Below are 25,312 nucleotides of genomic sequence, written 5' to 3' on the forward strand. Positions count from 1 at the left end.
TCAACCACCCGGCAGCGGCGCGGTGCCGATGTTCCGCAACGTTCCGGTTACGGCGACATCGGTTTGCGCGAAACAGGTCAGGTTGGTGAATCCCTGTTCCCACTCGGTCTGGCTGGGCCAGCGCCAGGTCGCGACCACGTCTTCGCGGGTGGCGGTACCGAGATATTTGGTGAGGGTTTCACCGCAGACCGGACGGGCCGCGGCATTGAATTCCTCCGGGCTCGGCAGCGGATCGGTGGGTTTGCCCATGGTGACCACGCGGAGACCCTCCGCATGGTGCGGTTCGGTGCAGGCGATTCGTTTCACCGCCGCCTCCAGCGGTTTCACCGCGGAGCACACCTGGAATTCGAAGAACTTCTCGCCGGTGAGCGCGCCTTTGACCGAACCGGTGCGCTCGACCGCTTTTCCGTCGGTGGCCAGTTGCGCCACCCCGCAGCGGTACCAGCGGTTGCCAGCGGCCCACTCGTCGGCCGGCGCCCAGAGCATCCAGGCGGCCAGCGTCGAGGCGTCGAAATCGGTGCTGCCGAGGTACTTCGCGGCCTCGGCACGGCATTCGGGCAGCGCCGCCTTGAAGATCACGTCCGCCTCGGGACGGGCGGCGGGCAGCTCCGGGCCGAAGGTGCCCGCCTTGGTCACCTCGACGTGGTGGGGTTTCGCGCAGTCGACCGGGGCCGGGCTGGTGCCCAGCACGCACTGCCCCGGCTCGGCGACGGGCCCCTTGCTCGGTGCCGGTGCCTTCGACGGCGCGGGCTGGGTGCCGCCGGTCGAACCGGCCACCGCGCGGCCGCCGACCTCGGTGGCGCAGCCGGAGAGCACCAGCGCGGCGGCGAGCAGCCCGGTGGTCAGCGTCCGGCGGGCCGGTGTCCGCGAAGCCATTCCAGCCACCCCCGATCTCGTTCGCCGCCGACCCTATCCGACCGGTTTTCCCCAGCTCGCGGGCGCCGGGAGCAAATCGATACCCGACACGGGTGACGCGGCGGGGCGGAGGTTCTAAGGTCAACGCGATCTCCGCCGCGTTGTGCTCGAAGAGGAGTTTGGTGAGGCCACATGTCGACCGGTAAAGCCGGGGGCCGGGTGTCCGGGCTGGTGTTCAGCCCGTGGAACCTGCTGCTGATCATCCCGTTGTGGGTCCTGATCACCCCCCTCTACAACTTCGAAGAACCCCGCCTGTTCGGGATGCCGTTCTTCTACTGGTTCCAGTTCGCCGGCATCGCCGTCGGCGTGCTGTGCACCTCCACGGTCTTCCTGATGACCAAGAGCAAGCCGACCACCAAGCCCGACACCGTCCAGCCCGACGTGGACGAGCTGGACGAGGGGAGCGCCCGGTGAGCCAGATCCAATGGCCGGAACTGGTCATCTTCGTGCTGCTCTTCGCCCTGGTCACGGTGCTCGGTTTCGTCGCGTCGCGGTGGAAGGCCGGGGAGACCCTCGACCACCTCGACGAATGGGGCCTCGGCGGGCGCAAGTTCGGCTCGTGGATCACCTGGTTCCTGATCGGTGGTGACCTCTACACCGCCTACACCTTCGTCGCGGTGCCCGCGCTGCTGTTCGGTGCCGGGGCGATGGGCTTCTTCGCGTTGCCGTACACGATCATCGCCTACCCGATCGTCTTCCTGCCGCTGCTGCGGTTGTGGTCGGTTTCGCGCTCGCACGGCTACGTCACGCCCGCCGACTTCGTGAAGGGCCGCTACGGCTCGCCGCTGCTGGCCACGCTGGTCGCGGTCACCGGCATCGTGGCCACCATGCCCTACATCGCGCTGCAGCTGGTCGGCCTGGAGTCGGTGCTGCGCACGCTGGGCTTCAACGCGGGCGGCTTCCTCGGCCACCTGCCGCTGCTGATCGCCTTCATCATCCTGGCGGTCTACACCTACCAGTCCGGGCTGCGCGCCCCGGCGCTGATCGCCTTCGTCAAGGACATCCTGATCTACATCGTCATCCTGGCCGCGGTGGTCTACCTGCCGAGCAAGCTCGGCGGCTGGGAGTCCATCTTCGACAAGGCGGACGCCAAGTTCGACGCCACCCCGTCGGCCGCGGACGGCATCTTCCTCAACGCCAACAACCAGCTCCAGTACGCGACGCTGGCGTTCGGCTCGGCGCTGGCGCTGTTCCTCTACCCGCACTCGGTGACCGGCGTGCTGGCCTCGCGCGGGCGGAACGTGATCAAGCGGAACATGTCGGCGTTGCCGGCCTACTCGCTGCTGCTCGGCCTGCTGGCGCTGCTCGGCTTCGCGGCGATCGCCGCGGGCACCAAGGCGATCACCAACCAGGCCACCGGGCGGCCGGACGGCAACACGATCATCCCGCAGCTGTTCGCCGACCAGTTCCCGTCGTGGTTCACCGGCATCGCCTTCGCCGCGATCGGCATCGGCGCGCTGGTGCCGGCCGCGATCATGTCGATCGCCGCGGCGAACCTGTGGACCCGCAACGTCTACAAGGAGTTCTTGAAGAAGGACGCCACGCCGAAGCAGGAGGCCAAGCAGGCCAAGCTCGCCTCGCTGATCGTCAAGTTCGGCGCGGTGGCGTTCATCCTGTTCATCGACCCGCAGTTCTCCATCGACCTGCAGCTGATCGGCGGTGTGATCATCCTGCAGACGCTGCCCGCGGTGGCGTTGTCGCTCTACACCAGGTGGTTCCACATCTGGGGGCTGGTCAGCGGCTGGGTGGTCGGCATGGGCTGGGGCATGATCCTGCTCTACGACATCCCGAACCCGGCCACCGGCAAGGCGCACTTCGGCGGTTCGGCGCTGCCGCTGGACAAGCTCAACCTGTTCGGCTGGCAGCCGTTCGCCGGTTCACAGGTGCAGATCTACGTGGGTGTGGTGGCGCTGGCGGCGAACCTGCTGGTGGCGGTGCTGGTCACGCTGGTGGCGCGGCGGCTCAAGGTGGCCAACGGCACCGACCAGACCGACAACGCCGACTACCACGTCGACGAGGGCGACAAGAACCTGCGCGCGGTCGGCGTGCACTGAGTCGCTAGGCCTTCGCCGGGGTCGTGGGGGTTTCGACCCGCACGACCCCGGCGGAGACCACGTACAGCACCACGCCGTTGAGCAGGTGCCAGAGGAAGTGCGTGCCCGGCGGGAAGCTGCCGCACACGCTGTGGTCCGCGGTGCGCAGGCCGAGCGAGACGGCGAAAACCCCACCGGCGACGGCGAACCGCGGCCAGTGCGGCGTCCGCGCGAGCAGGGCCGCGAAGACGAACAGGCCCAGCAGCGCCGAGAGGTACATGCTGCCGGTCAGCGCCGCGACGCCGACCGTGATGGCGAGGAACGCGGGGGCCGCGAGCCAGGCCCGGCGCCACGGCACGCCCAGGAACAGGTGCGTGAACGCGACCGCGTAGTACAGCACAAAAACCAGGATGAAGCCGGTGTCGGCGGCGCCGGCCCAGCCGGTGGCCAGCGCGTGGAACGCGGTGCTCGCCAAGCAGATCAGCCCGAGCAGCACGGCGAGCGTGCGGGCCACCGGCCCCTGCGCCCGCCGCCAGATCAGCACCGCGGCGATCAGGAACGCCACGTTGCTCACCGTGTTGAGCGGCTCGCCCCACAGCCCCGGCGCCACGCGCTCGCAGTAACCGTCCACATATGCGTCCACGAACGCGGTCTACCAGCGCCAGTTCACCGGCTCATGTCTCGCAGATGGCCAACCGGCGACGCAGGAACCGGTGCTGCGGCTCGGATCCGGGCAGCGCCAGCGCCGCGCGGTAGTAACGAGCCGCCTTCTCCGGCTCGCCCGCCTGGAGCCACAGCGCCCCGAGCGCGGCCGGGAGCAGCGGATAGGCAGCCAGTTTCGGCTCGTCTTCGAGCAGTTCCAGTTCGGCGATGCCCGCCCGCGGGCCTTCGGCCATGGCCAGCGCGATCGCCCGGTTCAGCCTGCCGACCGGGGACGGCCGCAGTTCGAGCAACTGGTCGTACAGGCCGACCACCCGCGGCCAGTCGGTCTCGGGCGTGGTGTGGCAGACGGCGATGGCCGCTTCCACGTGGTACGCCGAAAGTTCCGGCCCGGTGCACGCGGTGGCGAACACGCGGGTGCCCTCGGTGATCATCGTGTGGTCCCAGCGTGATCTGTCCTGTTCGGACAGCAACAGCAGATCACCGTCGGCGTCCACGCGGGCGGGCAGCCGGCTCGCCTGGAGCAGCATCAACGCCAGCAGCGCGCGGGCACGCGGGGTGTCGGTGCGCGGATCGGCCAGCACCAGCCTGCCCAGCCGGATGGCCTCACCGCACAGTTCACCGCGGATCGCGTCCTGCCCGCCGCTGGCCTGGTAACCCTCGTTGAACAACAGGTAGAGCACCGCCAGCACACTGTCCACTCTGGACTCGATGGCTTCGCCGGGCGGCAGCGCGAACGACTTCCCCGCCAGCCACCGCTTGGCCCGGACCAGCCGCTGCGCCACGGTCGCCGGTTTGTCCAGCAACGCGGCGGCGATCTCCCCGACACCCAGCCCGCCGACGGTTTTCAGGGTGAGCGCCACCTGCGCGGGCACCGGCAGCTCGGGGTGGCAGCAGAGCACCATCATGGTCAGCTCGTCGTCGGCTCCCGCCGGTTCTTCGAGCCGGTCGAGCAGCAAGGGGAGCTTGGCGCGCAGCGAGTCCTCGCGGCGGATCAGGTCGATCGCGCGGTTGCGGGCCGCGCGGAACAGCCAGCCGCGCGCGTTGTCCGGCACGCCGTGGTGCGGCCAGGTGCGCAGGGCCTGCTCGATCGCGTCGGCCACCGCCTCCTCGGCGAGGTCGAGCCTGGCCGGGCCGAGCGTGCGGGCCAGCGTGGCGGTGATCTGCCCGGCGCTGTGCCGGAACAGGTGCTCCACCACGCCGGCCGCCCCGCTCATTCCTCCGAGCAGCTTTCGTCCGCGACCCGGCGCACCTCGATCGGCCCGTACCGCAGGTGCGGATGCGTGCCGAAGATCTTCGCGGCCTGGTCGTAGTCGTCGGCGGTGACGACGATGTAGCCGCCCACCACCTCGGCGGACTCGGTGTGCGGGCCGTCGGTGGTGCTCAGCGCGCCGCCGGTCTGCCGGAGCACGCGCCCGGTCCTGGTCAGCGGGTGGCTGGCCCGCAGGCGGCCCTCCCGGTCCATCCGGTCGGTCCAGGCCAGGTACCGCTCGAGCACGCGCTGCGACTCGTCCGGGCTGAGGTCCTCGACGGCCTTCTCTTCGCGGCGGAGCAGGCCGATGTAGTCGGGCATGGGGTTCCCTCCAGGTTCGGTGGTCAGGTGCTCCGAAGACGAACGGGCCCCGGCCGGAATCGACACCGCCCCTATTACCACTTCAGCCGCCAGGTCTGGCCGGTCAGCACGGGCCCGAAATCGCTGTTCGGCTGCTCGTCGACCAGCTCGAACCCGGCCGCCTGGTAGATCCGGCGGGCCGAGGCGAGCAGGCTGACCGTCCACAGCTCCATCGTGGTGTATCCGACCGACTTCGCGAACGACACGCATTCGGCGACCAGCCGCGCACCGACGCCGTGCCCGCGCGCGCTCGGCTCCACCAGGAGCAGGCGCAGCTTGGCGGTCTGCTCGTCCTGGCCGCGGGCGCACATGATCGACCCGACGCGCTCGCCGTTCAGCTCGGCGATCCAGGCGGCCTCGCGCACCGGGTCGCGATGGGCCAGGTAGTCCGCGACGATCCGGGCGACCAGCGCCTCGAAGCCGTCGTTCCAGCCGTGTTCCTGGGTGTAGACCGCGCCGTGGCGGTGCACCACCCAGCCGAGGTCCCCGGCGCGGGGCGCGCGCAGCACCACGGTCGGGTCGTGCTCGCCGCCGACGATCCTGGTGATGGTGGCCATCGCGTCGAGCAGTTCGCGCTGCTCGTCCTCGCCGAACCGCGCGAGCAGCTCACCGATCTGCGCGGAACTGCGCTGGTCGAGCACCGCAAAAACCTCGCGGCCGCGGTCGGTCAGCCGGACCACCTGACGGCGGGCGTCCTCGGCACTCCGCTCGCGCACCAGCAGCCCGCGCTCGCCCAGCCGCCCCAGCAGCCTGCTCGCATACCCCGCGTCCAACCCCAGCACGCGGCGCAGCTCGCCGACCTCAGTCCACTCACGCCGAGCCAGCTCGAACAACACCCGGGACTCGCTCAGCGAGTACTCCGCGTCCACCGGCCCTTCGTTCAGCACCCCGATCACGCGCGTATACAACCTGTTGAACGCCCGAACCCGCTGCACCCTACTCACTTGCCCACCACAACAAACACCCTTGCCTAAGTCAACCATTACCCCACAAGAAGGCCCCACCACAGAGCTACAAACCAAGTCACGAACTTCCGTTGGTTCCTCACCAAACGCCACCAGCGCCCGCCAAGGCGAGGAACTCGCACCGCGGGGGTCCGGGGGCTCGGCCCCCGGGGTATACGCAGCTCACGGCCACGGTGCAGGGCGATGCCGAAGGCGAGCCCAAACACGTGGAAACCCCGTGATGCTGCCAGGTCGGGGGTCCGCCAGCATCACGGGGTCATTGGGGGTATCGACGCCATGTCTTGTGGCGTTACACCCCAGTCGTATTGTGTTCTAGGTCACTCGTGTGGGTGAAGCTCCACCCTGGTCACGAGGGGTCAGCGCATGTGGGGCTGACGGGCCTGGGCGATCGCGATGAGCTCCTGACGAACGGTCGCGGTGGCCGCGGTGTCGATCGCCCGGTTCAGTGCCCGGCGAGTGCGAGCCTCGGCGCGGCGGGCACGGAGCTTGGCGGCGATGTTGTTCATCGGTGTGTGCATCCCCTTCAAGGGTTTCGCTGGATCTCTCGGCTGACGTGGTCTAGTATGCCCGACTTCGCCGAAGATCGCCAATGATTATCCGGTGATCTGGCGCACGAGCCGACGAATCGTCGGCAGATCCCCCATTAAGCCCAATGCATTGTCCTCATCGGACTCTCTGGTGCTATCTAGCTCAAACGCTAGAAAACGAAATAAAGACCTGAACTTCAGTCGTCGATGCGGCTGAGCAGGTAGTGGCCGAAGTGCGGCACGGTGAACGCGATGCGCCCGCGTTCCGCGGAGTAGACCAGGCCCTTCTTCATCAGGCTGTCCCGCGCCGGTGACAGGCTGGACGGCTTCCGCCCCAGGTAGACGGCCACATCCGAGGTGCTCGCCGCCTCGTCGCGGCCCTGCGTCAGCTCGGCCATCGCGAGCAGGTACTCGCGTTCGGCGGGTGTCGCGCGCTCGTACCGCGAGCCGAAGAAGCCCACGGCCAGCTCCGACTCCGCCTCCGGTGCCGCGACCTGCACGTCCTTGACCGTGATCGGGTCGTCCGGCGCGGCGTCCCAGGCCGCCTTCGCGTAGGCCTGGATGAAGTACGGGTAACCGCCGGAGGCGTCGAAGAGCGCGTCCAGCGCCTCGGGCTCGATCCCGGCCTCTTCCCGGTCGATCGGCGCGAGCACCGCGCGGTCGGCGTCCTCCCGGTCCAGCCGGTCGATCCGGGCGTACCGGAAAAGCCGCTCCGAATAGGACTTCGACGCCGACAGCACCGCGGGCACGTGCGGCAGCCCGGCGCCGACCACCACCAGCGGCGCGCCCGACTGCGACAGCTCGTGGCACGACGCGCACAACGCGGACACGTCGTCCGGGCCGAGGTCCTGGATCTCGTCGATCAGCAGTGCGACCCCGGTGCCGACGTCCGCGGCCAGTTCGGCCACGTCGGTGAACAGTTCGACCAGGTCGATCTCGATGTCACCGGAGTCCGCGCGCCCCTGCGCGGCGGGCACGTCGATGCCCGGCTGCCAGCGGTCACGCAGCTTCGCGTCCGGCTTGGCGGCCCGCAGCGCGAACGCCTTGAGCACGCCCAGCACCGATTCCACCCGATCGGGCGCGCGGTGACGGACGGCGAGATCACGGATGGCCCGATGCAAAGCGGCCGACAGCGGCCGCCGCAGTTCGGCGTCCGGCCGTGCCTCGATCTTCCCCGCGCCCCAGCCGTGCCGGACCGCCATCGAGCGCAGCTCCCCGAGGAGCACCGTTTTGCCGACCCCGCGCAGGCCGGTCAGCACCAGGCTGCGTTCCGGGCGGCCGCGGGCCACCCGTTCCAGCACGACCTCGAAGGCACGCAGTTCGCGCTCCCGCCCCGCGAGTTCGGGCGGGCGCTGGCCGGCGCCGGGGGCGAACGGGTTGCGGATGGGGTCCACTCTCGAACCGTATCGGCCTTTATAGCGTCCGGCCGATAATCCGGCAGAAATGCCAAGGCGTGTCGTGGCCAGGTCTGCAGCCCTGGCCACTCCGGTCTAGTCGGTGAGGTTGCGCTCGCCGTAGACCTTCATCGCGTCGCGGATGTACGCCGCGGTTCCCTTGCCGTGCTGGTCGTAGTTGGCCGTGAACCGCTCGTCGGACACGTACAGCTCACCCAGGCCGATGAAGTAGCACTTGCTCACCTCGACGGTCTTCGCCAGCCAGTCGTGCTGACGCTGGGTGATGGCCTGCGCGACCGGCCCGTCCGCGGGCTCCCCCGCCCGCAGCGCGCCGGCGAAGTCGCGGGCGATGTCGACCTGCTCCTGCTGGAACGCCTTCTTCTCGGCGTCGCTCAGTGACCGCCACCAGCGGTCGCCCTTCTCGTAGGCGTCCTTGCCCCAGCGCTCGACGACCTCGTCCTTGTACCGGCTGTGGTCGAACCCGTCAAAAACCTCTTCCGCCATCAGTTGCTCACCTCCTTCCGTTTTCCGCAGGGTCGTGCGCACCGACTCGATCTGCCGCCCGATCCGGTCCCGTTCCCGTTCGAGCAGCTCGAGATGGGTGCGCAGGGCGGCGGCCGGGTCCCGCTCGCCCGCCAGCACCTCGGCGATGGCGGGCAGCCCGAGCCCCAGTTCGCGCAGCAGCAGGATCCGCTGCAGGCGCACCAGTGCCCGTTCGTCGTAGTAGCGGTAACCGTTGCGGCCGACCCTGGTCGGTTCCAGCAACCCCACCTGCCCGTAGTGGCGCAGGGTCCGGCTGGTGGTCCCGGCCGTGCGGGCGATGTCCTGGATCGACCACTCCACCGCGTCCGCCTCCCTCAGACCTCGTTCGCTGACCAGACCCACGGTAGAAGTTGACGCAACGTCAAGGTCAACCCCGAATCAGAAATCCGTCCCGCACCAGGGCACGGCGGTGCCGCCGAACAGGACGTCCGCCCTGGCCAGCGCCTTCGGATCGGTGGTGTGAACGCGTCCGGCGGCGGCCAGCGTGCTCGCCCGCCAGCCGCCGAGGTAGAGCATGCCGAGCGTGTCGGCGTCCAGGCTGAGGTCCGCGTCGGCGGTGGTGCGCTCGGCGCCGTCCTCGCTGATCCGGTAGCGGCCGTCGTTCTCCGGCAGCCGGGGGTCGCGCACCTCGATCACCACCGGCTCGGCGGGCTGGTATCCCCTGGACGCAAGCGCTTGCGGCAGGTCGGCCAGCCGCAGCCACAGGTGGTCCTTCACCGCCAGCACGCCCACCGCACGCGGGTTCTCCAGCAGCAGTTCGAGCGGCTCGTCGAGCGGCCGGGACTTCACGCGGATCTTCGTCACCAGGTCGATCGACAGCAGGAACCGCCACAGCCCGGCGAGCGCGCCCGGGTTCGCCGCGTGCAGGTCGAGGACCTCCAGCGCGGTGCCGGCGCCGGGCTGCTCGAAGGTGTCGAGCGAAACCGGGCGGTAGGTGGCGAAGCCGTCGTCGGCGCCGTGGTGGTCGCGGTGCACGGCGACCAGGTAGCCGTCGCGGTCGAGCACCCGGTCGTGCCCCCACCGCCACCACGACTCGTCCCGCGTGATCATGCCCGGCCGGTACGGGACGGTCGCCGCATACAGCTCGCGGGGCACGGTCAGCGCCTCGGCACCGGACAGCAGGCGCACCGAACCGGTCACCGGCACGTCCGCCCGCACCCGCGTCCGCTCGACCATGAGGTGCTTGGCCTGGCACGAGACGCCGTAGCCGAACCGCCCGTAGATGGTGGCTTCGCTGGCGTGCAGCACGGCCACCGGCTCGCCGCGGTCACGGCAGTCGTGCAGCTGCGTGGTCAGCAGCTCGGTGACCACGCCGCGCCGGGTGCGGTCCGCGCGCACGCCGACCCACGCCACCGCGGCCGCGGGCACCCGTCCGCCGGGCACCGCCAGCTCGACGGCGGCGGACGCGGTCATCCCGATCGGCTCGCCCCGCTCGAAGGCGCCGAAGGTCCGCTCGGTGCCGAACAGGTGCTGGGCGGCGCTCCACTGCCGGTCGGTGAGCGGCGGGTGGTGCAGGGCGCGGGCGACCATGTCCAGGGTCGGCCGGCGTTCGTGGTCCTCCGGATGCCGGACGGTGAAGTCGGTCATGGTCATGATCCTTCCAGGGTTCACCTCGAAGTCGCCTTGAGCTGGTTAGCTCGCCGGCCATGAGACTCCTCCCCAAGGCGCTGGTCGCGGCACTGGTGGTGACCGTGCTCGGCGGTTCCGCCGCGCAGGCGCATCCCCGCAAGGACTTCGACATCCAGGCTCACCGCGGCGGCATCGGGCTGACCGTCGAAGGCACGCTCGCCGCCTTCGCCACCGCGCTGGAACTCGGCGTCACCACGCTGGAACTGGACATCCAGATCACCAAGGACGGCCGGGACGTGGTCACGCACGACCGGAAGACGAACCCGGCGAAGTGCGCCGACACCCAGCCCGCCTTCCCGGGTGACCCGGCCTTCCCGTACGCGGGCAAGTACGTCAAGGACCTGACCTTCGCGCAGGTGCGCACGCTCGACTGCGGCTCGCAGAAGCTGCCGAACTACCCGGACCAGCAGCTCTCCCCCGGCGCGAAGATGCCGACGCTGCGCGAGGTGTTCGACCTGGCGCGCCAATACCGCGCCTGGGGCATCCGGTTCAACATCGAGACCAAGGTGGAGGCGGCCGCGCCGCACGAGACCGCGCCGCGTGAGCAGTTCGTCGAGCGGGCCGCGCGCGAGATCACCTTCTCCGGGTTCGCGCACCGGACCACCGTGCAGAGCTTCGACTGGGGCGCGCTGATGCTGATGCGGAAGACCGCGCCCTGGCTGAAGACGGTCGCGCTCACCCAGCCGGAGTTCCTGCAGGCCGGCCAGCCGGGCAAGTCGCCGTGGCTGGGCGGGCTGGACATCGACGACTTCGGCGGCAGCCCGGTGCGCGCGGTCAAGTCGTTCGGCGCGAGCGCGCTCTCACCGGTCCACGGCAATCCGCAGGGCGGCTCGGTGAACGACCCGAACTACCTGCCGTTCACCACGAAGGCGCTGGTGGACGAGGCGCACCGGGCCGGGCTCAAGGTGATCCCGTGGACCATCAACGACAAGCCGACCATGCACAAGCTTATTGACGACGGCGTGGACGGCATCATCACCGACTACCCGAACCGGCTGCGTGAGGTGGCCGCCGAGCGCGGGTTCGCCCTGCCGCGGTCCTATTCCGTTCGATAACGGGGTATGGGGCTTTCTAGTGTCAGGACTAGAAAGCCCCATAGGTTGGTAGTGAGGGGTGAGAACGCGGGGATTTGGGTACGTTCAACGCATGATTCTGCGTCGTCTGGCCCGCCCCCTCCTCGCGTCGATCTTCATCAGCGGCGGCATCAACGCGCTGCGGCAGGCGGAGGGCCACGCCGAAGCCGCCAAACCGCTGCTGGACAGCACCGTCGGCCGGTACGCCGACCGGCTGCCCGAGCAGGTGCCCACCGACCCGGTGACCCTCGTCCGGGTGGACGCGGTGGCGAAGATCGCCGCCGGTTCGCTGTTCGCGCTGGGCAAGGCGCCGAGGTTGTCCGCGCTGGTGCTGCTCGGCAGCCTGGTGCCGACCACGGTGGCCGGGCACCCGTTCTGGGCGGAGAAGGACGAGCAGGCGAAGCAGCAGCAGCTGATCCACTTCCTGAAGAACGCCGGCCTGGCCGGTGGCCTGCTGCTCGCCGCCGCCGACACGCACGGCAAGCCGTCGCTGGGCTGGCGCGCCAAGAAGGCCGCGAAGGTGGCGGGCAAGCAGGCCCAGTCACTGCAGAAAACCGCCGGGAAGCAGACCCGCAAGGCCCGCAAGCGCGCGAAGCAGCTCACCAGCTAGCCATGGGATGTCACGAATGTGGCTTTCGGGACTCCCGCCCGTCGCCCGCCGCCACCCTCAACGGAGCTTCGCGCTGTGCTGCCGGGTCTCGAAAGCCACATTCGTGACACTAGGCGGCTACCGCTCCAGGATCGCGGTGATGCCCTGGCCACCGGCCGCGCACACCGAGATCAGGCCCCGCCCGGAGCCCTTCTCGGCGAGCAGCTTCGCCAGCGTGGCCACGATCCGCCCGCCGGTCGCCGCGAACGGGTGACCTGCGGCCAGCGACGAGCCGTTCACGTTCAGCTTCGCCCGGTCGATCGAGCCCAGCGGCGTGTCCAGGCCAAGCTTCTCCTTCGCGAAAGCCGGGTCCTCCCACGCCTTCAGCGTCGCCAGCACCTGCGACGCGAACGCCTCGTGGATCTCGTAGAAGTCGAAGTCCTGCAGGGTCAGGCCCGCCTGCTCCAGCATCCGCGGCACCGCGTACGCGGGCGCCATCAGCAGCCCCTCGTCACCGTGCACGTAGTCGACCGCCGCCGTCTGCGAGAAGGTCAGGTACGCCAGCACCGGCAGCTTGCGCGCCTTCGCCCACTCCTCGGTGGCCAGCAGCACGGTCGAGGCGCCGTCGGTCAGCGGCGTCGAGTTGCCCGCGGTCATCGTCCCCTCGGGACCGCCGAAGGTCGGCTTCAGCTTCGCCAGCTTCTCCACGCTCGAATCCGGGCGCAGGTTCTGGTCCTTCGACAGCTTCAGGAAGGGCGTCAGCAGGTCGTCGAAGAAGCCGCGGTCGTAGGCGGCGGCCAGGTTCCGGTGGCTGGCGGCGGCGAGTTCGTCCTGCTCGGCGCGCGAAACGTTCCACACCTTCGCGGTCAGCGCCGCGTGCTCGCCCATCGACAGGCCGGTGCGCGGCTCGGCATTGCGCGGGATCTCCGGCACGATGTGGCCGGGCCGGATCTTCGCCGCGAGCCTGAGCCGCTCACCCGCGGTCTTCGCCGCGTTCAGCTGGACCAGGATCCGGCGCAGGTCGTCGTTCACCGCGAGCGGCGCGTCGCTGGTGGTGTCCACGCCACCGGCGATAGCCGAGTCGATCTGCCCGAGCGCGATCTTGTTCGCCACCGTGACGATCGCCTGCAACCCGGTGCCGCAGGCCATCTGCAGGTCGGTGGCCGGGGTCTCGGGCGAGAGCTTGCTGCCCAGCACGCATTCGCGGGCCAGGTTGAAGTCGCGGGCGTGCTTGAGCACCGCACCGGCGGCCACCTCGCCGATCCGCTCGCCCTGCAGGGAGAAGCGGCTGACCAGGCCGTCCAGCGCAGCGGTCAGCATGTCCTGGTTCGAGGCCCGCGCGTACGGGCCGTTCGACCGCGCGAACGGGATCCGGTTGCCGCCCACGATGGCGACCCTGCGGACCTGCGGTGCCTTCTTCGTGGCCATCTTTCCTCCGAGGCGAGTTTTGTGAGGTACTTCGGAGTGTAACCTACTCGCTAGTAGGTTAGGCTGCACAGTGACACCGGACGCAGGAGAGGGACGGTCATGGCCGACAGGTACCAGCAGTTCGCGAAGAGCCAGCTCGGGCGGTTCGTGGTGCCCCGGCTCGGCTTGCCCAACCCGTACCCGCTGCGGCGCTACACCCCGGGCCAGCCGCCGCTCGACGGTCCCGCGCTGCTCGGCGCCGCCCCCGGCGGACGGCTGGAGAAGGCCGTGTCCACCCAGCTCGCCGACGCGGGCATCGAGGTGGTCACCACCCCGGCCGAAGGCAAGCACGGCGCACTGGTCTTCGACGCCACCGGCATCACCGAGCCCGGCCGACTGCGCGAGGTCTACAAGTTCTTCCAGCCGGTGATCCGGCAGCTCGTGCCGTCGGGCCGGGTCGTGGTGCTCGGTACGCCACCGGAGGCGGTCGAGGGTCGTGAGCGCATCGCGCAGCGCGCACTCGAAGGTTTTGTCCGCTCGGTCGGCAAGGAACTCAAGCGCGGGGCCACCGCCCAGCTCGTCTACGTGGCCGAAGGTGCCGAAGAGGCCACCGAGTCCACGCTGCGGTTCCTGCTTTCGGCCAAGTCCGCCTTCGTGGACGGCCAGGTGATCCGCGTCGGCACGCACGGCAAGGCCGCCACCGCGCCGGAGAACTGGGCGAAGCCGTTGCAGGGCAAGGTCGCGCTGGTCACCGGCGCCTCCCGCGGCATCGGCGCGGCGATCGCCGAGGTGCTCGGCCGCGACGGCGCCCACGTGGTCGCGCTCGACATCCCGGCCCAGGGCGGCGATCTGTCCAAAGTGGCCAATCGGGTCGGCGGTGCGTCGCTGCAGCTGGACATCACCGCGGCCGACGCGCCCCAGAAGCTCGCCGGCTACCTCACCGAGCGGCACGGCGGCGTCGACATCGTGGTGCACAACGCGGGCATCACCCGCGACAAGACCCTCGGCAACCTGACCGAGGCGCACTGGGACGCGGTGCTCTCGGTGAACCTCGCCGCGCAGCTCGCGGTCAACGACAAGCTGCTCGCCGACGGGGTGCTCAACGACAACGGCCGCATCATCGGGGTCTCCTCGATCGCCGGCATCGCCGGGAACCTCGGCCAGACCAACTACGCCACCAGCAAGGCGGGCGTGATCGGCATGGTCGACGTCGGCGCGCCGGAGCTGGCGGCGAAGGGCGGCACGATCAACGCCGTGGCGCCGGGCTTCATCGAGACCAAGATGACCGCCGCGGTGCCGGTGATGATCCGCGAGGTCGGGCGGCGGTTGTCCAGCCTGGCGCAGGGCGGGCTGCCGGTGGACGTGGCCGAAACCATCGCCTGGTACGCGAACCCGGCTTCGGGTGCGGTCAACGGCAACGTCGTGCGCGTGTGCGGCCAAGCCTTCCTGGGAGCGTGAGATGGTCACCAAGGAACTGAGCGCGGCGCCCAGCCTGGGCACGCTGTACCCGAAGGCGCTGCTCGGCGGGCTGCGGCCGGGCTCGTCCGGCGGGCGGCTGCCGGACACCGAGTTCGTGCGCACCGGCGTCACCGTCGATCCGGCGCACCTGGCCGCCTACAACCGGGTCTGCGGCTTCCGCTTCGGTGACGAGTTGCCCGCCACCTATCCGCACATCCTCGCCTTCGGCCTGCAGATGGCGCTGATGACCGAGCCGGACTTCCCGTTCCCGCTGCTGGGCATGGTGCACGTGGCGAACCGGATCACCCAGCACCGCCCGGTCCGCCTCGACGAGCGGTTCACCGTGCGCGTGCGCGCGGAGAACCTGCGCCCGCACGAGAAGGGCCAGCAGTTCGACGTGCTCAGCGAGCTGGTCGCGGACACCGAAGACAGTCCGGTGTGGACGGACGTGAGCACCTACCTGCGCCGAGGCGGTGGCGAGGGCGGCAAGGGCTCCGGCGAACGGCTCGCGCCGCCGTCACCGAGCGCGGTGTGGCGGGTGCCAGGGGACATCGGCCGCCGGTACGCCGAGGTTTCCGGCGACCGCAACCCGATCCACCTGCACCCGCTGACCGCGAAGGCGTTCGGCTTCCCGGCCGCGATCGCCCACGGCATGTGGACCAAGGCGCACAGCCTGGCCGCCTTCGAGGGCAGGCTGCCGGACGCGTTCACCGTGGACGTGAAGTTCAAGCTCCCGGTCCTGCTGCCCGGCAAGGTCGCCTTCACCAGCTGGGCCACCGGCGACGGCTGGGCGTTCGAGCTGTGGGGCGTGAAGAAGCCGAAGCCGCACCTGGCGGGTTCGATCGCGGCTCTCTAGAAGGCCTAGGACTCGGCGGGCTTCCAGACCGCGCCCTCGACCAGGTCGTTGAACCCGAGCCAGACTAGGTTCATCAGCCAGGAGGCGAGCACCCCGTCGGAGACGGCGGGGTGGTCCAGCGCCCAGTCGGCCAGCGATTCCGCGGCGCCGACCAGTGCGGCGGACAGTCCCTCACCGGAGAACTCGGCCTGCTCGGCGAGGCCCTTGCGGGTGCCTGCCGAGACCACCAGCGCGGCCACCAGCTCGATCGCGCGCTTGCGCATGTCGGTGATCTCGGCGGCGAACGGGCCGCCGACCACCAGCGCCTGGCGGTGCAGCACGGTCCACGACTCGCGGTACTCGGCGACGAACCGGTAGAAGGAGCGCAGGCCGTACCAGAGCTGCATGTCCGGCGGCAGGTCCGGTTGGACGCCGGCCTGGATGGCTTCGAGCAGCCGGGTGGCCTCGCGGCGGATGCACTGCGCGAACAGGTCCTCCTTGGAGCCGAGATAGGTGTAGATCATCGGCTTGGAGACCCCGGCCACCTCGGAGATCTCGTCCATCGACGCCGAGTGGTAGCCGTACTGGGCGAACACCTGGACGGCGGCGTCCAGGATCTGGCGTTCCCGGACCGCCCGCGGCAGTCGCTTCGCACGCCCCGTTGTCTGCACTTCCTCGGACACCTCGACCTCCTCGTCCGGTGAACGCTACCGGGCGCGGGCCCGCTGGTGTGACGGCACGCGGGCATCGGCTTGCCCAGGTACCTACTCGTGGGTAGCCTTACTGTGGAGTAGGTAGAGCGGGAGGTCGGCGTGGAGGACATCGAGCTGCTCGAGGGCCCGGCGTTGCTGGAGGCACTGCGCTCGGCCGACCTCGGCCAGGTGGAGCCGCGGCAGTTCGCGCGGATCATCGCCGGGGCGTCGAAGGCGCAGCTGGACACCGTGGTCGCCGACCGCGAACTGCGGGAGAAGGTGCTCGGCGAGATCTTCCGCCGGATGAGCGCGCACCTGCGGCCCGAGCGCGCCGCCGAGCTGGACGCGGTGGTCCGCTGGCGGCTGACCGGCGGCGCGGACGCGGACGGCTACGACCGCTTCGAAACCGTCATCCGGAACGGTGAGTGCGCGGTCAGCCGCGAGCCGAGGGAGAAACCACGCGTGACCATCACCGTGGCGCCGGTCGACTTTTTCAAACTCATCACCCATCAGGCGACGCCCGCGGTAATGTTCGTCACCGGACGGCTCAAGGTAAAAGGGGATCTGGCATTCGCCGCCGGGCTGATCGGCTATTTCGATCTTCCCAAGCCCTGAACGGCGACCTACACTCGTTTCCCGTGTCCTCCGAACCCGTCTCGTGGCGTGAGCGCTGGCGCGGGACAATGCGCCGGCGCGGCAGCCTGCCCGCCGAGCGCCCGCGCGCGGATTCGGTGCTCGACGCCTTCGCCGGCGAGCTGGAGATCCGGCGGCTCAGCCCGGCGCAGTTCGTGCAGGTGCTGGAAACCCTGCACATGCTCGGTTCGGTCGGCGCGGGCATCGAGCTGTCCTCGCTGTCCACCCAGTTGCTGGTGAACGTGGTCAACAGCGCCTCGAAAGAGCAGATCAACGAGCTGGCCGCGCACGACGAACTGCGCTCGGTGTTTCTCGACGAGATATTCCGCAGAATGTCGGACCACCTCATCGAGGAAAAGACCAAGAATGTGGATTTTGTGATCGGCTGGCGGTTTCACCGCGGTGACGGCGAGGAACCGTTCGACCGATATCAGACCGTGGTCGAGGACGGCGTCTGCGTTTCCAGCAGTGATCTCGGCCGCACCCCGGACGCCACGGTCACCGTTTCCGCCGCCGATTTCATCCGGATGGCCACCGGGGTGACCGCCGCGGCGGCGATGTTCGTCACCGGCAAGGTCCGGGTGAAGGGCGACTACGCGCTGGCCGTGCGGTTCAGCAGCTACTTCGACATCCCGAAGGCCGGCCCCGGCTGACCTTCGACCTAGCCCTCGATGACGGGGTGGTTCTTCGGCTGCTGCCGCGGTTCCTCCGGCTCGACCACTTCGCTGTCCACCACGATCACGTCACTCTGGAACGGCGAGCGCAGGTTCGGCGCCATCCGCGCGCGCTTCTCGATCCGGCGCAGCCAGGCACGCCGGAACACGCCGCGGGTCGGCGGCAGGATCATCAGCAGCCCGGCGACGTCGCTGACGAAGCCCGGCAGCATGATCAGCAGGCCACCGAGCCCGATCAGCATGCCGTCGGTCACCTCGTTGTGCGCCGAGCGGCCCGAGCGCGCCGTCTCCATGAACGCGCGCGCCGCCTTGCCGCCCTCGCGGCGGGCCAGCCACGAGCCGAGGAACGCGCCCGCCAGCAGCAGGCCGATCGTGCCGAAGAAGCCGATGGCCGAGCTGACCGCCCAGACGGCCGCCACCTCGGCTACCACGTAGAGCAGGAAAACCACAGCCATGTCCTGTCCAACGACCGGTCCGCCCGATTTGCTCCCCGCTAGGGTCATCGATCGTGTGGAACTGGCTGACCTGGGACGTGGTGCGCTGGATCGGCGGTGGGGCGCTCGTGCTCGCCGCCCTCTCGCTGGCCAGGATCCGCGGGCAGTTCGTGCCGCACTGGCCGGGCTGGCTGGTGCGCTCGGGGCTGGGCCGGGCCTTCGACCGGGTGCTGCCCGGCGGGCTGACCAGGATGGTCGTCGGCTGGCTGCTGCTGGCGCTGCTGGTGGCCGGTGGGGTGATGACCGGCCTGCTCTGGTTGCTGGGGTGGCCGTCGCTGCCGCCGGGAGCCGCGTTCACCGCCACCCAGTTGCTCGAGCTGCTCAAGATCGCGCTCGCCGTGGTGGCCGGGCTCGGCGGGGTGGTGCTGCTGGCGGTGAACCTGCGCAAGCAGCGCGTGGCCGAGCAGGAGCACGAACTCGCGGTGGAACGCGGTGAGCGCGAGAAGACGCAGGCGTTCAACGAGCGCTTCGGCGCGGCGGCCGAACAGCTCGCCCACGCCAGTTCCGCGGTGCGCCTGGCCGGGGTCTACGCCATGGCCGGGCCGGCGGACGACTGGTCGGCGAAGAACCAGGTCTGCGTGGACGTGCTGTGTGGTTACCTGCGCCTGTCCACCGAGCCCGACGCGCCGGGCGAGGCCGAGGTGCGGGCCGCGATCCTGCAGGTGATCCGGGAGCACACCGCCAGCCGGGCCAGCGGCTGGACCCACCTGGATTTCGACTTCTCCGGCGTGACCTTCGAGAACGCCGACTTCAGCGGGCTGACCTTCGAGGGCTCGCTGGTGCTCGACCGGGCGGACTTCACCGGCGCGCTCTGCTCCTTCGAGGACACCGCCTTCAGCGGCACCCTGAGCTGCCACGGCACGGACTTCCTCGCCGAGCGCACCACCTTCGCCAACGCCACCTTCGAGCACGCCAGGGCCGAGTTCGTCGGCGCCCGGTTCGCCGGGGTCGCGGACTTCTCGCGGATCGACCTGTCCAGCATCGCGATCGACTTCTACCGCGTGGACTTCTCGGAAGCCAAGGTGGACTTCTCGCGCGCGACCGTGCGCGGGGGCACGCTGCGGTTCGTCCGGTGCGACTTCGTTTCCGCCGAGCTGGACCTCTCCCGCGCGAACGGGATGTTGTACGACGACGAGGTGGCCACGGGCCGGATCACCATGCAGCGCTGCCGGTTCGAAGAGTCCACGGTGGACCTACGGGACGGCAGCCGGTCGCCGCTGCTGTTCTGGATCGTGCGCTCGCGGTTCGACCGCGTCGAGTTCCCCGGCGACCGGTCCGGCGACGCCTGGCTCAACCTGCGCGACTGCGAACTCGTCGGCGGCACCGAGATCCCCGAGGGCTGGCTGCGGGTGCGTCACGCCTCGTCCAGGTAGGCGGCGGCCTGCAGGGTGAACAGCTCCGCGTAGCCGCCGTCCAGCGCCATCAGCTCGTCGTGCGTGCCGTATTCGGCGAGCTTTCCCTTGTCCAGCAACAGGATCTTCTCCGCCCGGCGGACCGTGGAGAACCGGTGCGAGATGTACAGCGTGGTCCGGCCCTTGGCCAGCTCGCGCAGCCGCGCGAACAGCTCGTGCTCGGCTTCGGCGTCCAGCGCCGAGGTCGGCTCGTCGAGCAGCAGGATCGGGGCGTCCCGCCGGAACGCCCTGGCCAGCGCCAGCTTCTGCCACTCACCGCCGGACAGCGAGACGCCCTGGTCGAACCAGCGGCCGAGCGGGCTGTCGTAGGTCTTCGGCAGCCGCTCGATGCGCTCGGCCACCCCGGCGCGGCGGGCGGAATCCTCGATGCGCTCGCGGTCGGTGACGTGGTCGATGTCGCCGAGCCCGATGTTCTCCGCCGCCGTCGCGTGGTAGCTGACGTAGTCCTGGAACATCGCGCTCATCGCGCTCCGCAGCTCCTCCGGATCGAACTCGCGGATGTCCACGCCGTCGAGCAGGATGCGCCCGCCGGTCGGGTCGTACAACCGGCACAGCAGCTTGAGCAGCGTCGACTTCCCGGCGCCGTTCCGCCCGACCACGGCCACCCTGGTGCCCGGTTCGATGGTGAAGCTGACGTCGTCGAGTGCGGGTTCGTCGGCGCCGGGATAGCGGAAGCTGACCCGTTCGAAGGTGACCCGGCCGAGCAGCGGCGACGGCAGCGGCTTCGGGTCCGGCGGCGCCACGATCTCCGGTTCGGTGGCGAGGAACTTGTACAGCGTGTCCAGGTAGAGGTTGTTCTCGTACATCCCGGTGAAGGCGTTGAACAGGCCCTGCACCGAGGTCTGCACGGCGGTCGCGGCCGCGGTGTACAGCGCGAGGTCGCCCAGGGTCAGCCGCCCGGCGACCGCTTCGAGCGCGATGTACAGGGCGATCGCGGAACCGGCGAAGGTGGACAGCAGGCTCCACCCGGCACCGGCCAGGTTCCGGTTGCGGATCAGCTTGCGCTGCTTTTCGTAGGCGGCCGTGCTGATCCGGTGGAACCGGTCGACCAGGTACGGGCCGAGGCCGAACAGCTTGGTCTCCTTGGCGTGGTTGTCCGTGGTGACCAGCATGGACAGGTACTCCATGCGACGCCGGAACGGCGAGAGCATCAGGGTCAGCGTGAACGCGCGGGCGCCGTACTTCGACTGCGCGATGAAGGCCGGGATCGGCGCGACCAGCGCGACCAGCGCCAGCAGCGGGCTGACCGTGATCAGCAGGGTGATCATGCTGCCGAAGGTGATCGAGGTGCGGATCAGGCCGAGGCCGGAGGTCAGCATGGACACCGGACGCTGCGGGGCCTCGCGGTCGGCCTGGCGCAGCAGGTCGTAGGACTCGGAGCCCTCGAAGAAGGCCAGGTGCAGGCGGCTCGCGTGGTCCATCACCTGGTGCCGGATGGTCAGCACCATGCGCTCGGTGAGCAGCTGCTGGCAGATGTTGGTCAGCGCGGTGGTGACCGCGCTCGCGGTAAACACGCCGAACTGGAACACCGCGAGCCAGACGATCGTGGTGGTGCCGCCGTGCCCGGACAGCGCCGCGACCACGGCGTCCATCAGCAGCTTGGCGGCGTAGGCGGTGACCGTCGGCAGGAGGCCGGCGATCAGCGTGAGCAGCGCGATGCCGATGGTCAGCAGGCGACCGGCGCCCCAGGTGAGCCGCGCGACGCGGGGCAGGCCGCGAACCGTGCCGCCGACCGCCTCGCGCACGCGCTTGAACCGGGCGGCCAGGTCCCTGGGTTCGTCGGGGCGCTGGCGGGGATCGGGGATGGTGATCGGCCCGGTGAGCCCGCTTTCGGTGGCCTTGCCCGCCCGGCGCATGAGCCGGCGCAGCCCGGGCGGTCCCCCGCCGCCGAAGTCGGTCACTGGCACGCCCCGTTGAGGAAGACGTCCACGATCTCCTCGACGGTCGCCGTGTGCCCGGCGTCGCGGTGCACGCTGAGCAGCAGGGAGGAGAACAGCCCCGCCAGCTTCTCCGGCGGAAGGCGGAGCCGGTCGCGCTCGGGCTCGAAGAGCTCGGCGATCGCCGTCCGCATGACGGCGAACGACTCACGTCGGGCATGGGGATCGCGCTCACCGGGGCGCCTCATCGGCCGCCCGGCGGTGAACATGGCGCCGACCACGGAGCCAAGGCGCTCCAAATGAGCGGACAACGTCGCGGCGGCCTCCACCAGGCGATCGCGCAACGGCTGATCGAGCGGAATCTCGGCGATGGCCTGCAACGCGGTGTCGGGGCGCACAGCCTCGGCGATGCAGGCGTCGAGCAACTCGTCCTTGTCCTTGAAGGCGCGGAAGATGGTGCCCTCGCCGATACCGGCCGCCTTGGCGATCTGGCTGGTGGTGATCGCGGCACCGTGCTCGGCCACCAACGGCAGCACCGCCCGCACGATCATCTCGCGCCGCTGCTCGGTGCTCATCGCGGGCGCACGCCGCCTGGCCGGAGGAGGGGTCATGCCGACCAGTGTGCGGAGTGAGCACTCACTCCGTCAACCGGATAACCTTACGCGCGTAACATGCTAACTAGTAAGCCGACTGGCATGATAGCTAGCATGTTAGCCAGCAAGGTGACGCGGTGACTGACGAAGAACTCGCCGAGATCGTACGCCACCTGCGAAAACTCGGTGCGGACGACGTGGAGGTCGAGGCCAAGCGCGCGGCGACCAAGCTTCCCAAGTCGGTGCGCGAAACGGTTTCGGCCTTCGCGAACACGCGTGGCGGCGTACTGGTGCTCGGACTCGACGAGGCCGCCGGATTCGCCGCGGTCGGTGTCGAGGACGCGGCCAAGCTGAGCGCGGACCTCGGCGCGCTCTGCGGTGAGGACCTGGAGCCCCCGATCCGCCCGGTGATCCGGGTGCACCGCTTCGAAGGCGCCGACCTGGTGGTCGCCGAGGTGCCGGCGTTGGAACCGGAACGGCGTCCCTGCTTCGCCAAGGGCGCGGGCATGACCCAGGGCAGCTATCTCCGGGTCGGTGACGGCGACCGGAAGCTGAGCAGTTACGAGGTCCAGCTGATGCTGTCCAGTCGCGGACAGCCGAGATATGACGAAGAACCGGTGCCCACCGCGGGGATCGAATCGCTCGACACGAAGGCGGTGGACGAGTTCGCCGCCCGGTTGCGCGATCGCCGGCCGCACGCGTTCGCCGGGCTTGCCACGGAGGAGGTGCTGCGGCGGGCCAAGGTGCTCGCCGGTGACCGGGTCACGCTCGGCGGCCTGCTGGCGCTCGGCGCGTACCCGCAGGAACATTTCCCGCAGTTGCTGGTCACCTTCGTCCACTACCCCACGCCCGATGGCGCCGATGTCGCCTCCGGCGAGCGCTTCCTCGACAACGTGCCGTTCGAAGGGGCGATCCCGGTCATGGTCGGCGACGCGCTCGCGGCGCTCCGGCGGAACATGAGCCGTCGTGCCACCGTGCGCGGTGCCGGTCGCGTCGACACCTGGGAGTACCCGGAGGCGGCCTTGCGCGAGGCGATCGTGAACGCCTTGGCGCACCGCGACTATTCACCGGCGGCCCGCGGCACCCAGGTGCAGGTCGAAATGTATCCGGACCGGCTGCTCGTCCGGAACCCCGGCGGCCTGTTCGGCCCGGTCACCGAGGACGACCTCGGTGAGGAAGGCCTCTCGTCGACCAGGAACGCGACGCTGCTCAGGCTCCTCGAAGACGTGGTTATCCCGGGTACGGGAAGGACTGTCTGCGAGAACCGCGGGTCCGGCATCCGGACGATGATCACCGCGTTGCGGCAGGCGTCGCTCAGCCCGCCGAGGTTCGCCGACAAGGTGTCGTTCTTCCAGGTCACCTTCCCGAACCACGCGTTGTTCGGGCCGGACATCGTGGACTGGATCCGCCGGCTCGGCGAACGCGGGCTCACCGACAGCCAGTGCCTCGGCCTGGCCATGGCGAAGAACGGCGATGTGCTCGACAACAAGGCGTACCGGAGCGCGAGCGGACTGGACTCCCGCCGGGCGACGGCGGAACTCGGCGACCTGGTCGGGCGAGGACTGCTAGCGCAACTCGGTGGCAGCCGGTGGACCCGGTACGAACTGACACCGGAGGCGGCTTCGGCCGCGTCGGCGCCATCGAGGGCCGACCGCCGGGCGGACGTGCTGGCCGCGCTGGCGGACGGCGACCGCAACCGGACCGAAATCGCCGCGGTGACCGGACTGTCCGACAAGGCATTGGCGCGCTGGCTGCGCATTCTCCGCAAGGAAGGGCTGGTCGAGCTGATCGGCACCGCCGTGCGCAGCCCGAACGTGCGTTATCGGCGCACGGGCAAAGCGCTGCTCGACGAAGACCGCCGCTGACCCGCGGTCAGGCGGGGCCCGGACACGAATGTGGCTTTCGAGGCGGAATTCGCCCCGAAAGCCACATTCGTGTTCTGTGGGGGCCTCGTCAGAGGATGAACGCGCTTGCCGGGTCGGCGAGGAGCATGCCGACGTCGGCGAGGAACTGCGAACCCTGTTGCCCGTCGACCACGCGGTGGTCGAAGCTCAGCGCCAGCTGCAGCACCTTCCGCACCTTGATCTCGCCGTCGACCACCCACGGCGTGTCGCGGATGGCGCCGAAGGCCAGGATCGCCGACTCGCCGGGGGTGATGATCGGCGTGCCGGTGTCCACGCCGAACACGCCCACGTTGGTGATCGTGATGCTGCCGTTGATCATGTCGCCCGGCGCGGTCTTGCCGTCCCGTGCCACGTCGGTCAGCTCGCTCAGCGCCTTGGCCAGCTCCGGCAGCGACAGCTGCTCGGCGTTGCGGATCTTCGGCACGATCAGCCCGCGCGGCGTCGCCGCGGCGATGCCCAGGTGCACGTAGCTCTTGTAGACGATTTCCTGGTTTTCCTCGTCCCAGCTCGCGTTCACGTCCGGGGTCCGCTTCGCGGCCAGGCACACCGCCTTCGCCGCGAACGCCAGCGGGGTCAGCTTGATCCCGGCGAACGCCGGGCTCTTCTTCAGCTTCTCCCGCAACTCCATCATCGGCGTCACGTCGACGGTCAGGAACTCCGTCACGTGCGGCGCGGTGAACGCGCTGTCCACCATCGCCTTCGCGGTCGCCTTGCGCACGCCCTTGATCGGCACCCGGCGCTCACCGGCGGCGTCCACAGTGGACACACTAGGCGTAGCGACTGGTTCGGCCGGGCCGGAAGCCGCGCGCTGCACGTCCTCCCGCGTGATCACCCGGCCGTCCGCGGCCAGCGTGTGCAGGTCGACGCCGAGGTCCTTGGCCAGCTTGCGCACCGGCGGCTTCGCCAGCGGCACGTACCCGCCCTTCACCGGCGCGGCCGGAGCAGCCGGCGCGGCCACCGGTTCAGCGGGTGCGGCGGCTACGGGCGCGGGCGCGTCCTTGCGGGCCCGCCGCTTCGCGGTGACCGTCTTGGAGCCGTAGCCGACCAGCGGCTTCATCTCCTCCTCAGCCGATGCGGCCGGAGCTGCCGCCGGAGCCGCCGCGGTGCCGTTCGGCGAGGGCGCTTCCGCGGGCGCCCCGCCCGGATCGGTGTCGATGGTCAGGATCGGCGTGCCGACCTCGACCGTCTGCCCCGGCTCCACGTGCAGCTCGGTGATCACCCCGGCCCACGGGATGGGCAGCTCGACGGCCGCCTTCGCGGTCTCGATCTCCACCACGATCTGGTTGACCTTCACCTCGTCACCCGGCTTCACGTGCCAGTTGAGGATGTCGGCCTCGGTCAGCCCCTCCGCCGTGTCGGCCAGGGGAAACTGCTTGTACTGCGGCATGTTCGG

General features: G+C 69.9%; 24 protein-coding genes and 1 pseudogene. 10 read left to right on the top strand and 15 right to left on the bottom strand.

What is annotated here, in order from left to right; genetic code table 11:
- Positions 1-876: a septum formation family protein gene (locus tag A4R43_RS31430; RefSeq protein ID WP_113695396.1), complete on the bottom strand. Its 876-nt coding sequence runs from the start codon at positions 874-876 to the stop codon at positions 1-3.
- Between the two features lie 171 nt (positions 877-1,047).
- Between A4R43_RS31430 and A4R43_RS31435 the strand changes: the two genes are divergently transcribed.
- Positions 1,048-1,329: a DUF3311 domain-containing protein gene (locus A4R43_RS31435; RefSeq protein WP_113695397.1), complete on the top strand. Its 282-nt coding sequence runs from the start codon at positions 1,048-1,050 to the stop codon at positions 1,327-1,329.
- Complete coding sequence (gene mctP / locus A4R43_RS31440) at positions 1,326-2,969, top strand: monocarboxylate uptake permease MctP (RefSeq protein WP_113695398.1); 1,644 nt, start codon at positions 1,326-1,328, stop codon at positions 2,967-2,969. The genes A4R43_RS31435 and mctP overlap by 4 nt, the downstream gene beginning before the upstream one ends.
- A 4-nt stretch (positions 2,970-2,973) precedes the next feature.
- Here the strand turns inward: mctP and A4R43_RS31445 are convergent, their stop codons facing one another.
- The 8 genes from A4R43_RS31445 to A4R43_RS31475 all read right to left on the bottom strand — a co-directional run bounded on the left by A4R43_RS31445 (position 2,974) and on the right by A4R43_RS31475 (position 10,236).
- Positions 2,974-3,591 (bottom strand): hypothetical protein, encoded by a 618-nt coding sequence (locus A4R43_RS31445; protein WP_113695399.1) that lies wholly within the window; start codon positions 3,589-3,591, stop codon positions 2,974-2,976.
- A gap of 31 nt (positions 3,592-3,622) precedes the next feature.
- A complete protein-coding gene (locus tag A4R43_RS31450) occupies positions 3,623-4,825 on the bottom strand; it encodes an RNA polymerase sigma factor (RefSeq protein ID WP_113695400.1) in 1,203 nt (400 codons plus the stop codon).
- On the bottom strand, positions 4,822-5,181 hold the full coding sequence (locus tag A4R43_RS31455) for a YciI family protein (protein ID WP_113695401.1): 360 nt from the start codon (positions 5,179-5,181) through the stop codon (positions 4,822-4,824). Before A4R43_RS31455 ends, A4R43_RS31450 begins: the two co-directional genes overlap by 4 nt.
- Positions 5,182-5,255: 74 nt before the next feature.
- The gene (locus A4R43_RS31460; RefSeq protein WP_113695402.1) at positions 5,256-6,203 is read right to left on the bottom strand and encodes a bifunctional helix-turn-helix transcriptional regulator/GNAT family N-acetyltransferase; all 948 of its coding nucleotides are present in this window, start codon (positions 6,201-6,203) and stop codon (positions 5,256-5,258) included.
- A gap of 338 nt (positions 6,204-6,541) precedes the next feature.
- Complete coding sequence (locus A4R43_RS42975; RefSeq protein ID WP_020669193.1) at positions 6,542-6,691, bottom strand: hypothetical protein; 150 nt, start codon at positions 6,689-6,691, stop codon at positions 6,542-6,544.
- A 218-nt stretch (positions 6,692-6,909) separates the two neighbouring features.
- Positions 6,910-8,106, bottom strand: coding sequence for an ATP-binding protein (locus tag A4R43_RS31465; RefSeq protein ID WP_113695403.1), 1,197 nt, complete (start codon positions 8,104-8,106; stop codon positions 6,910-6,912).
- Positions 8,107-8,202: 96 nt separating this feature from the next.
- Complete coding sequence (locus tag A4R43_RS31470) at positions 8,203-8,949, bottom strand: MerR family transcriptional regulator (RefSeq protein ID WP_113695404.1); 747 nt, start codon at positions 8,947-8,949, stop codon at positions 8,203-8,205.
- A gap of 78 nt (positions 8,950-9,027) precedes the next feature.
- Positions 9,028-10,236 (bottom strand): GNAT family N-acetyltransferase, encoded by a 1,209-nt coding sequence (locus tag A4R43_RS31475; protein WP_113698004.1) that lies wholly within the window; start codon positions 10,234-10,236, stop codon positions 9,028-9,030.
- A gap of 59 nt (positions 10,237-10,295) precedes the next feature.
- Here A4R43_RS31475 and A4R43_RS31480 point away from each other — a divergent pair, with 59 nt between their 5' ends.
- Complete coding sequence (locus tag A4R43_RS31480) at positions 10,296-11,333, top strand: glycerophosphodiester phosphodiesterase (protein WP_113695405.1); 1,038 nt, start codon at positions 10,296-10,298, stop codon at positions 11,331-11,333.
- Positions 11,334-11,424: 91 nt separating this feature from the next.
- Positions 11,425-11,961, top strand: a complete 537-nt coding sequence (locus A4R43_RS31485; protein ID WP_113695406.1) for a DoxX family protein — start codon at positions 11,425-11,427, stop codon at positions 11,959-11,961.
- A 117-nt stretch (positions 11,962-12,078) separates the two neighbouring features.
- On the opposite strand, the gene A4R43_RS31490 is transcribed toward A4R43_RS31485, so the two are convergent.
- Positions 12,079-13,368, bottom strand: a complete 1,290-nt coding sequence (locus A4R43_RS31490) for an acetyl-CoA C-acetyltransferase (RefSeq protein ID WP_113695407.1) — start codon at positions 13,366-13,368, stop codon at positions 12,079-12,081.
- Between the two features lie 99 nt (positions 13,369-13,467).
- Between A4R43_RS31490 and A4R43_RS31495 the strand changes: the two genes are divergently transcribed.
- Entirely contained in the window at positions 13,468-14,805 is a 1,338-nt protein-coding gene (locus A4R43_RS31495; protein WP_113695408.1) for a 3-oxoacyl-ACP reductase, read from the top strand.
- A 1-nt stretch (position 14,806) separates the two neighbouring features.
- A complete protein-coding gene (locus tag A4R43_RS31500) occupies positions 14,807-15,661 on the top strand; it encodes a MaoC/PaaZ C-terminal domain-containing protein (protein ID WP_113695409.1) in 855 nt (284 codons plus the stop codon).
- Between the two features lie 5 nt (positions 15,662-15,666).
- Here the strand turns inward: A4R43_RS31500 and A4R43_RS31505 are convergent, their stop codons facing one another.
- Entirely contained in the window at positions 15,667-16,323 is a 657-nt protein-coding gene (locus A4R43_RS31505) for a TetR/AcrR family transcriptional regulator (RefSeq protein WP_113695410.1), read from the bottom strand.
- 186 nt (positions 16,324-16,509) lie between these two features.
- Here A4R43_RS31505 and A4R43_RS31510 point away from each other — a divergent pair.
- Together A4R43_RS31510 and A4R43_RS31515 are read left to right on the top strand one after the other, a co-directional pair.
- Positions 16,510-16,947: pseudogene (locus A4R43_RS31510) on the top strand (SCP2 sterol-binding domain-containing protein); the annotation flags it as partial.
- Between the two features lie 68 nt (positions 16,948-17,015).
- Positions 17,016-17,618: an SCP2 sterol-binding domain-containing protein gene (locus A4R43_RS31515; RefSeq protein WP_113695412.1), complete on the top strand. Its 603-nt coding sequence runs from the start codon at positions 17,016-17,018 to the stop codon at positions 17,616-17,618.
- A gap of 8 nt (positions 17,619-17,626) precedes the next feature.
- Here A4R43_RS31515 and A4R43_RS31520 read toward each other — a convergent pair whose 3' ends face one another.
- Positions 17,627-18,094 carry an FxsA family protein gene (locus A4R43_RS31520; RefSeq protein WP_113695413.1) on the bottom strand — a complete coding sequence of 156 codons (468 nt, stop codon included), beginning with the start codon at positions 18,092-18,094 and terminating at the stop codon, positions 17,627-17,629.
- A gap of 53 nt (positions 18,095-18,147) precedes the next feature.
- Here A4R43_RS31520 and A4R43_RS31525 point away from each other — a divergent pair, with 53 nt between their 5' ends.
- Positions 18,148-19,506: a pentapeptide repeat-containing protein gene (locus A4R43_RS31525; protein WP_113695414.1), complete on the top strand. Its 1,359-nt coding sequence runs from the start codon at positions 18,148-18,150 to the stop codon at positions 19,504-19,506.
- Here A4R43_RS31525 and A4R43_RS31530 read toward each other — a convergent pair.
- The gene (locus A4R43_RS31530; protein ID WP_113698005.1) at positions 19,488-21,401 is read right to left on the bottom strand and encodes an ABC transporter ATP-binding protein; all 1,914 of its coding nucleotides are present in this window, start codon (positions 21,399-21,401) and stop codon (positions 19,488-19,490) included. The two genes, A4R43_RS31525 and A4R43_RS31530, sit on opposite strands and share 19 nt — an antisense overlap.
- A 41-nt stretch (positions 21,402-21,442) precedes the next feature.
- A complete protein-coding gene (locus tag A4R43_RS31535) occupies positions 21,443-21,997 on the bottom strand; it encodes a TetR/AcrR family transcriptional regulator (RefSeq protein ID WP_113695415.1) in 555 nt (184 codons plus the stop codon).
- Positions 21,998-22,152: 155 nt separating this feature from the next.
- On the opposite strand from A4R43_RS31535, the gene A4R43_RS31540 reads away from it, so the two are divergent.
- Complete coding sequence (locus A4R43_RS31540) at positions 22,153-23,880, top strand: ATP-binding protein (protein WP_113695416.1); 1,728 nt, start codon at positions 22,153-22,155, stop codon at positions 23,878-23,880.
- An 88-nt stretch (positions 23,881-23,968) separates the two neighbouring features.
- Here A4R43_RS31540 and A4R43_RS31545 read toward each other — a convergent pair whose 3' ends face one another.
- Positions 23,969-25,306, bottom strand: coding sequence for a dihydrolipoamide acetyltransferase family protein (locus tag A4R43_RS31545; protein WP_113695417.1), 1,338 nt, complete (start codon positions 25,304-25,306; stop codon positions 23,969-23,971).
- Positions 25,307-25,312: the final 6 nt, after the last annotated feature.

It is taken from the genome of Amycolatopsis albispora, from assembly GCF_003312875.1.
In the GTDB taxonomy this organism is placed as follows: domain Bacteria; phylum Actinomycetota; class Actinomycetes; order Mycobacteriales; family Pseudonocardiaceae; genus Amycolatopsis; species Amycolatopsis albispora.

Coding starts and splice junctions, on each gene's coding strand:
- A4R43_RS31430 (WP_113695396.1), bottom strand. CDS start 876: ATGGCTTCGCGGACACCGGCCCGCCGGACGCTGACCACCGGGCTGCTC.
- A4R43_RS31435 (WP_113695397.1), top strand. CDS start 1,048: ATGTCGACCGGTAAAGCCGGGGGCCGGGTGTCCGGGCTGGTGTTCAGC.
- A4R43_RS31450 (WP_113695400.1), bottom strand. CDS start 4,825: ATGAGCGGGGCGGCCGGCGTGGTGGAGCACCTGTTCCGGCACAGCGCC.
- A4R43_RS31455 (WP_113695401.1), bottom strand. CDS start 5,181: ATGCCCGACTACATCGGCCTGCTCCGCCGCGAAGAGAAGGCCGTCGAG.
- A4R43_RS31460 (WP_113695402.1), bottom strand. CDS start 6,203: ATGGTTGACTTAGGCAAGGGTGTTTGTTGTGGTGGGCAAGTGAGTAGG.
- A4R43_RS42975 (WP_020669193.1), bottom strand. CDS start 6,691: ATGAACAACATCGCCGCCAAGCTCCGTGCCCGCCGCGCCGAGGCTCGC.
- A4R43_RS31475 (WP_113698004.1), bottom strand. CDS start 10,236: ATGACCGACTTCACCGTCCGGCATCCGGAGGACCACGAACGCCGGCCG.
- A4R43_RS31480 (WP_113695405.1), top strand. CDS start 10,296: ATGAGACTCCTCCCCAAGGCGCTGGTCGCGGCACTGGTGGTGACCGTG.
- A4R43_RS31485 (WP_113695406.1), top strand. CDS start 11,425: ATGATTCTGCGTCGTCTGGCCCGCCCCCTCCTCGCGTCGATCTTCATC.
- A4R43_RS31490 (WP_113695407.1), bottom strand. CDS start 13,368: ATGGCCACGAAGAAGGCACCGCAGGTCCGCAGGGTCGCCATCGTGGGC.
- A4R43_RS31495 (WP_113695408.1), top strand. CDS start 13,468: ATGGCCGACAGGTACCAGCAGTTCGCGAAGAGCCAGCTCGGGCGGTTC.
- A4R43_RS31500 (WP_113695409.1), top strand. CDS start 14,807: ATGGTCACCAAGGAACTGAGCGCGGCGCCCAGCCTGGGCACGCTGTAC.
- A4R43_RS31515 (WP_113695412.1), top strand. CDS start 17,016: ATGCGCCGGCGCGGCAGCCTGCCCGCCGAGCGCCCGCGCGCGGATTCG.
- A4R43_RS31520 (WP_113695413.1), bottom strand. CDS start 18,094: ATGGCTGTGGTTTTCCTGCTCTACGTGGTAGCCGAGGTGGCGGCCGTC.
- A4R43_RS31530 (WP_113698005.1), bottom strand. CDS start 21,401: ATGCGCCGGGCGGGCAAGGCCACCGAAAGCGGGCTCACCGGGCCGATC.
- A4R43_RS31535 (WP_113695415.1), bottom strand. CDS start 21,997: ATGAGCACCGAGCAGCGGCGCGAGATGATCGTGCGGGCGGTGCTGCCG.
- A4R43_RS31545 (WP_113695417.1), bottom strand. CDS start 25,306: ATGCCGCAGTACAAGCAGTTTCCCCTGGCCGACACGGCGGAGGGGCTG.